The 7,937-nt window shown below is 36.5% G+C and carries 8 protein-coding genes and 1 pseudogene; all 9 read right to left on the reverse strand.

Going from position 1 to position 7,937, the window contains the following annotated elements; all coding sequences use genetic code 11:
- Positions 1-150: 150 nt before the first annotated feature.
- Positions 151-387, reverse strand: coding sequence for a hypothetical protein (locus FC36_RS05250; protein WP_025021477.1), 237 nt, complete (start codon positions 385-387; stop codon positions 151-153).
- Entirely contained in the window at positions 359-1,969 is a 1,611-nt protein-coding gene (locus FC36_RS05255; protein WP_023860285.1) for a peptide ABC transporter substrate-binding protein, read from the reverse strand. The genes FC36_RS05250 and FC36_RS05255 overlap by 29 nt, the downstream gene beginning before the upstream one ends.
- A 1-nt stretch (position 1,970) precedes the next feature.
- Complete coding sequence (locus FC36_RS05260) at positions 1,971-2,891, reverse strand: ATP-grasp domain-containing protein (RefSeq protein ID WP_035191367.1); 921 nt, start codon at positions 2,889-2,891, stop codon at positions 1,971-1,973.
- Between the two features lie 18 nt (positions 2,892-2,909).
- The gene (locus FC36_RS05265; RefSeq protein WP_023860287.1) at positions 2,910-4,145 is read right to left on the reverse strand and encodes a dicarboxylate/amino acid:cation symporter; all 1,236 of its coding nucleotides are present in this window, start codon (positions 4,143-4,145) and stop codon (positions 2,910-2,912) included.
- Positions 4,146-4,291: 146 nt separating this feature from the next.
- Complete coding sequence (locus tag FC36_RS05270; protein ID WP_023860288.1) at positions 4,292-4,729, reverse strand: thioredoxin domain-containing protein; 438 nt, start codon at positions 4,727-4,729, stop codon at positions 4,292-4,294.
- Positions 4,730-5,113: 384 nt separating this feature from the next.
- On the reverse strand, positions 5,114-5,581 hold the full coding sequence (locus tag FC36_RS05275) for an ABC transporter substrate-binding protein (protein ID WP_025021478.1): 468 nt from the start codon (positions 5,579-5,581) through the stop codon (positions 5,114-5,116).
- Positions 5,582-5,830: 249 nt separating this feature from the next.
- Positions 5,831-5,947: pseudogene (locus FC36_RS12465) on the reverse strand (copper-transporting ATPase); the annotation flags it as partial.
- A 36-nt stretch (positions 5,948-5,983) separates the two neighbouring features.
- Positions 5,984-7,492: a helix-turn-helix domain-containing protein gene (locus FC36_RS05280; protein ID WP_025021479.1), complete on the reverse strand. Its 1,509-nt coding sequence runs from the start codon at positions 7,490-7,492 to the stop codon at positions 5,984-5,986.
- 38 nt (positions 7,493-7,530) lie between these two features.
- Positions 7,531-7,937: transposase (locus FC36_RS05285; RefSeq protein WP_156409516.1), on the reverse strand; the 407-nt coding region annotated here is incomplete at its 5' end.

Raw genomic sequence — 7,937 nt, forward strand, 5'->3', positions numbered from 1 at the left:
TTTAGTCATATAAAAAGCACCTCATAATCGTTAGATTTTGTCTAACAATTATAAGGTACTTCAACTAACCAAGAACAATTTTACACTAAGCATTGTTACCAATAAAAAGACACCTATTTTAAATTAACATAAACGCTGCTAATGTCCCCGTCACGAATTAGCAAAAGCATGTATTAGCCAACCTGCCATGATAGAAACATCCGCCTTAGTTTCATTAATATAGCCCACAATAAGGCCAATCACACCTGTAAAAATCACAATGAAAATTAACTGCAAACCAAAAGAGCATTTTTGAAGATTAGCAATCTTTATATAATCACCAAAAAGACTCCAGAATTTCCAGAGTCCGAGTAAATAATTATTTGAGATAAGCTTCTTTAAAATCAAACTTAACTCCTGCAGGGTGATAAAGATATCCATGCACCTGTTTTTTGACTAAGGCTGCTTGATTTTCTTGGAAAAGCGGAACGATAGCTTGTTCTTGGTCTAAAAGTTTTGACGCCTTAACTAAAAGTTGCCACCGTTTAGCTTTATTTCCTTCTGTTTGGGAAGTATCAATTAAATGGTTGTATTCTTCATTTTCCCACTTTCCGTGATTCCAAGCATTATCAGTCGTAAAGAGTTCTAAATCGCTGATTGGGTCAGCGTAATCTGCACCCCAAGCACTGATTACCACATCAAAATCACCTGCTGTTGAACGAGCTAACCGTGTTTTATAAGGAACGTTAGCGACACTAACCTTAATATTTGGCAAAGTTTCGTTTAACTGACTTTGGATATATTCCGCAACCTTCTTAGAAACATCTGTATCATCTCCCAATAAGGTAAATTGCACCGAATCTACTCCTAATTCATTTAAACCTTCTGCCCAAAGTTTTTTAGCTTTTTCTCTATTATAAGTCGTACCGTCAGCAGTTTTAGCCGCTTTGGCAAAGTCTACACCCTTAAAACTAGCCGTCCCGTCGGCCACAATCCCAGTAACCTTATTACTTCCTGCTCCTACAACATTTTTCGTCAAATTATCACGGTTTATTGCATAGGAGATTGCCTGACGAATCTTCTTATTTTGGAATTGCTTTTGTGTCTGGTTAAACTCAAGATATTGCGTCCGGGCATTCTTCCAAACTGTGTAAGCTGGATTTTTGACTAATTGCTTGGCTTGTTCTGAATCTAGCAATGTTTCATCTAGCTTATTAGTTTGGTATAAGTTATATGAAGTTGTGGTAGCCTTGGTAACCTTAAAGTTAATAGCACTAAGTTTCACATCTTTAGTATCCCAATATGATTTATTCTTGACCAACTTCCAAGTTAGACTTGTGCCTGACCAATTTTTCAATGTAAATGGTCCATTAGTTACCAAGTATTTTGAAGCTGTGCCATACTTTTTTCCATATTTTTCAACTGCCTTTTGATTTTGTGGGAAGAAAGTTGGCCTTGAAATCAAAAGCTGAAAATATGGAACTCTTCTTGTCAAGTTAACTTGCAGTTTATACTTTCCAAGGGCCTTAATGCCTAATGATTGTGGACTTTTTTCACCCTTAGAAATTGCTGGAGCATTTTTTACTGCATCAAAAGCATAGGCATATTGAGAGTTTGTCTTTGGATCAACTGTTCTTTGCCAAGCATAGACAAAATCTTTTGCTGTAACCTCATCTCCATTAGACCACTTAGTTCCTTTTCTCAAATTAAAAGTATACGTTTTACCCTCATTTGTAATCTCAGTTTTAGTAGCTAATGCAGGCTTTGGCTTTTCATTTTTATCTAGGCGGTAAAGCCCTTCGCCAATGTTATTTAAAATACTGAAGCTAACGGCATCAGAAGCAAGCGATTGGTCCGCTGTCGGAAGTTCAGCTTGAATGCTCCAATTCAAAACTTGCTTGTCAGAACCTTGGTTCTTCTCATTAGAACAAGCAGCCAAAAGCGGACCTAATGTTGCTAATGCTATTACACTTAAAATTCGTTTTTTCATACTACTCCCTCTCGTTTTGGCTGAGCTGTTCCTTTAAGTAAGCTGCTAAATGCTTGTGAGCGAAGATTTGCGCCTTTTCTTCGGCAGTATTGTTATAGTTAGTATTAGTATTGATATCATAGACATAAATTTGGTGGTTTCCATCTTCCACCCATTCCACAGCCGCTACATCTAAACCATTTTCATGTAAGAAATATTCGTAGCTTTCACGTTGCTTACTTTCAAGTGGATCAATAATCTGAAATTTTTCTTCTTTTTGACCAATTTGGCATTCGTCAGAAGGACACAATTCAAAGCCCTGACTAGAGTCAATGGAAACTGTGTATAAGAACTTTTGACCGATAAATTCAGAACGCTTAACCCGACCGTCGTTTGGTTTAATGTACTCTTGTAATAAGGTTATCCCATCAACTGGCTCTTCAAAAGTATCACTATTTACATAAACTTCAAGCTCGGCTAAAGAGTTAAATAGGTATACTCCTGCACCCTTACCAGCTCGGTTATGTTTGGTAATAAAGGGATATTTATCTAATCTTTTGGCTGCTTCGACAATTGACTTTTTACCAATCGTAGCAATCGTTTTAGGTGTTTTAATGCCACTTTTTTGAAGAGCTAAATATTGCTTAACCTTACTGATTTCAAGGTCAATCGCAGTAGTACCATTTAAAACCACGCGTCCATTATCTTCCAACCATTTAATAACTTGCTGTGAGAACTCAGGTGCAAAACGGTGATTTCTAGTATGCGACGATGCTGACATCCGGTTATAAAAGATTCCTTTAGGTGGTTGTTTCGATAAATCTAAGACACCTTCTGATAAATCCCATAATTCATAAGGCACCTTCTGTTCAATTAGTCTTTTTTCTAAATGTTGTGTCCATTCGTAGTTTTCATGTAAGACGTATACTTTTGCTTCTGTCATATTCAAATCCTCCATTATTTAGTCATGTGCAATCTTTGTTTGCAAAACCTTGACTGGTCTTACCTTACTTTGCTTACTTAAAATCTTAGCTGCTAAAGTATTACCTAAAACATTCAGCGCTGTCCGCCCAGCATTTGCAAAAAAGTCAACCGCAAAGATTAAAGCTACCCCTTCTTTAGGTAAACCAAGTTGTGAAGCAGTAGCTAATAAGACCACTATCGCACCGGAGGGAACCGTGGCAATGGTTTTACTGATAAAAGTTAACAAGACTGTTAAAGAAATAATCGTTGTCCAAGTTAAATTTATTTCATAAATATTAGCAATAAAGGCTATCGCAACCGCTAAGTAAACTACGGCTCCGTTTAAGTTAAAGGTATAGCCCAAAGGAACTATAAAATCACTCAAACTGTCTTCTTGATCATTTTCTTTGAGACGTTCCAAAAGCTTAGGTAAAACCACACTTGATGACCCCGTAAAAAACGCTAACGATAGTAAATCCTTGATGCTTCTTAAAATATTTAAGTAAGAAACTTGAAATAATAGTGCGATAAGTGGGAAAATCACCACTGCCAAGATTATATAAGCTACATATAACTCAACAACAAAAACGGCTAAAGATGATAAACTTGACCAACCTACTTTGGTAACATCAGCTGCAATGATACCAAAAATCCCAATTGGTGAAACCTTGATGATAAAGTCTGTGATTTTATATATAACTCCTACCCAAGCCTTAAAAAATTTGACTACCAAATCGGCTTTATCAACGCCATAAGCACCAATCCCTAAGCCTAAAGCAATCGCAAAAACAATGGACGATAGTAGACTGCCAGAAGCAAAAGAAGCGATAATATTTGATGGAACAATTTCATTTAAAAAGTTCCATAAATCGATTTTGTCCCCAATTTCCTTAATGCTAGCTGTTGAAGTTACATTGTTCACTCCCTTACCTAGATGACTAAAGTAACTACCCGCAAGAAAAATAAAGATTAACGTAGTAGTTATTACGAAGAAATAGATAAAAACTTTAGCCAAAACTCGGCCAAAATTTCTCTGTTTAAAAATCCCTACAACCGCTAAAGTTACCGTTGGAAAAATCAAGGGTAAAACAACCATGGTAATACTATTCAAAAACCAGGTCCCTAAAAGATCATAAAACTTAATAATCTGGGGCAGTAGCTTTCCGGCTATAATTCCTAGGACTAAGGCAATTAGTAACTGACTGGTAAATGGAATTTTGTTAATAACTTTCATAGATAAGACCTCGCTTGTTTAATGTGTGTTTTCTTCTCCTTTACCCACACACATGCAAGCCTTACCTCCACGAGTATTGCCCCGCCAAAAAGTTAACCAAAGTGTCGTTTTCTTATTTCTTTGTCTACTCATGGACATCCGCTCCCTTATTTTATGACATCATTTATTAGTAACGTTGGTAGACTTTCAATTTTATGTTCAATAACATATTGCAAAGTCTTAATTTGAGCCTTATTTACTGTTGTAGCAATCAAATCAGCAAAATTTTCTTTGAGATAGTCTTCAACATCTTCTTGTTCATTAAGTGTATCTTGAACCTCATAGATTGCTTTAATGTAAGCCAATGCTTTTTTAGGATCATCATAATCGATATAATCGTTTGCGATATTCCCATTTCTTAGTGGTTCTTTATCCTTATTCCAGAAATAAAGTTCTAATAACTCTTGGCCTTCTTTTGCAGCTTTCTCATGTGCTTCAAAGTTACTTTCAAACCATTGTCGACTATCAGGACAACCTAGATTTAAAACAACCGTCGCTTTATCCAAACCTGTTTTACCCAAAACTAATTTAAAATTATCTGACATGAAACATCCCTCCTGAAAAAAAAAGGTGAACCACGATAATGGTCCACCCGTTAATTCACATCTTTTTTTAATTTAGTCAACTGATTAGGGACACATTATGATTATTCGATTGTACGCCAAATTGCATGCTACACATCATGCAGCATGTCATCATAGTCATTTGGCTGTTCAATCGGTTAGTTATAATCATAAATATATCCTCCTTTGTTAGTTGATAGTTTTAATTATATTCACATTTTTGTTATTGTCAATAAAAATTACTTACTTTTCGGAAATTATTTTTTTCAAAGTTTAATCGGCTATTAAAAAGACTAAGGTTGCACAAGAAGCAAGCGGTATGCAACAAATAATGACTAGAAATCAGATTTCTAGCCATTGCTTGTATTATTTAACTGACATATCCCGGAAGATAAAGTGTCCGAAATTGTCGTAACCGACATTTTGAACTTTAGACTTAACCATTGTCGCTAAAGTTGGTTGATAAAGCGGTGAAATTACTGCTGTATCATTAACGACATTTGCTGCCTTTACTAAGTCATCCCAACGTTTAGACTCGTTGTTAACATTAGTGGTCTTTTCGACATTCATCAAGTTATTGAACTCTTGATTATCCCACTTGCCATAGTTACCTGAACCATCAACAGTTAGTAAGTTCAAGAAAGTGGTTGGATCAGCATAGTCAGCCCCCCAACCTAACAAACCAAAGTCAAATTCGCCGTCCATGTAACGTTGAATTGCTGTAGCCTTAGGAATGTTATTTAATTCCACAGTCAATCCAGGTAAGTTGGTTTCTAATTGTGATTGTAAGTATTCAGTCACATTCTTAGTCACCACATCATCGTAACTGAGCATCTTCAGACTGACCTTGTCAGGTATCTGTCAATTTTTTTGAGTAATTTCGTGCTTCCTACTTAAGTTCATCATTTTTTATTCTAGCAGCATGGGGTACCGTGTCCTTTCTGTTGGTTTTGTTTGAGAGAAGAAGGGGATATGGTACCCCTTTCTGTGTACACTTGTCAACAGAAATTTAAAATATTAAATACAAATCAAAAAAGTTCCCGGTGACTAACCGAGAACAATTTTACACTAAGAGCTTTGACACTAATTTTCACCTATTTTAACTTGGTTTAATAACAACGACGAACCTACCACACTAATTGAAGATAAAGCCATTGCTAATCCGGCAAATTCGGGACCTAAACTAATACCTAATTGTACTAAAAAAGAACGCTAGCTTCTGCTAACTGTTGCCACCTATTCAAAATCAGGTACTTCCTTATTACCAAACCGGCGCGGGATTAGTTCATAAAATTCCTGTCGACGCTTCTGACGAAAAGCTTGTTCAATCGCTTCAAAATTATCGATAACACTAGACAAACTCATATCAATCACCGTCGTCTTTGGCCCTAAAGGTAGACTACGTACATAAGCACTCAAATGTGGTGACACCAAAATAATTTCCGGTTTATCGGTAATTAATTGGCTCCAACGGTTCTGACCCGGAGCAAAATAGGTAATCCCTTTAAAACTGCCCTCATAGCGTAAATTAGCCTGTTCGACAATCGCTTGGTGCATCACCTGACTCATACCAACGATCCAACTCGTACATTGAAAATCCTCATGCAAAAAGAGATAACCTTGGATGTACATGGCCGTCTTATGATTCACCGCTGCAGGTAACTTTCGCTTAAAAGTCTTTTGAGCGATTTGTTCCAACTTATCCAAAATTACCTTAGAGATTTTACTGTGTTGAATTATTCTTTCTTCCGCATAAAAATCAGGGCGAAACACAAAATTTTCATAAAAAGTAACCTTGAAAATTTCTAAAATCAGCTTCCGTAAATAATCTGATTTAAAGAAATCAACCTCAAAGAATTCCGTAAACATCTCCGCAATTTTAGCATATTTAGGAATTGCATAAATCTTGTCATACCCTTCCTCAAAACGTTCTGGGGTCCACTTATCCATCAAGAGATAATTATCAGTCGTTATATAACAATATAAGGCGTACTCATAGTCTTTTTCGGTTAACTTATAAGGCAGATACTGATTCATACTGGTCTTAATGGCATCATAGACCCACCAGTTTTTGAAATTATCTAAGGCATCATCTGACCAATCAAGCTTAGAACTTTCCTCCCGACGGCAAAGCCCCACTACCAATAAGCGTTCAAAAAATCCAACCTGGAGGCGGGTCTGCTCCAAAAGTACCTCTGTTACTTGCTTATTATTAGCAATAATCCATTTGCGAACAAGTTTTTCAGTATTCTGGCTATTAGTATACACTGTTATCCCATAACGATGGCTTAGGAGGGCGATTAACGTCCGTTTGGAAAGTTCATTACCTTGAATCTCATTTTTTACTAACTGTAAATCATAAGATTCTAAGATTAAGCCAGCTTTTTTGCGTAAGCGATAAATACTAGCTTGCGCCACACCTAATACCTCTTGGACACGCTCATTACTTAAAGTTGGCCCTTCTAAAAAAGCATAACGCAAATACTGTAATACCTTGGATTCTTGGTAGACTTTAGAAATAATTTGGGACATCTGAGTACCAGACGTTGCATTAAACACATAATCGTTATCCAACTTAATTTGCGCCCCTAATTTCTGTAAGCTCGTAATGGCTTCTAAAACCTGCCGACGTTGGTAGGTTAAACGTTGGGCGAGCTCATCGACTAGACCATCACCTTTAATACTTAACAATTCCGCCACGGCCACCTTACGATTAATCCCTGGCTCTAAATGATCGTTAATCATATTCTTTCCCTCACAATTACTAAATATGATAAGTTACGCTAATTGCTAGTTTGTAATACTTCCATTTTTTGTAAATTGTACAGTGTTATGATTGATTCAAAATCGGCTTGAAACCCTTCTAAACTACGGTTATGAGTCTCTTCGCTACCGTATAATTTCAACTGTGAAAAGCACGTTTCAATTCTTCGGCGAATTTGATTAAGTAATGAATTATTGTGCCGTTTGGCACCTTTCATGTTAGACCGAAACGGTGTCCATAATTGATAACCCATTTCTCTAAATTCTTGGACTATCTTTTCACCAATGTAGCCAACGTCCGCTAAAACTTGAGAACATGGGCAGTCAGCTATTAATTCTGAAGCTACTTTGGCGTCATTGATTGATGCAGGTGTAACTTCGTATTTCAAAATTAAGCCATTAATACTTACTACCATATGAATTTTAA

This window comes from Ligilactobacillus equi DSM 15833 = JCM 10991 (assembly GCF_001435735.1).
GTDB classification, from domain to species: Bacteria; Bacillota; Bacilli; order Lactobacillales; family Lactobacillaceae; genus Ligilactobacillus; species Ligilactobacillus equi.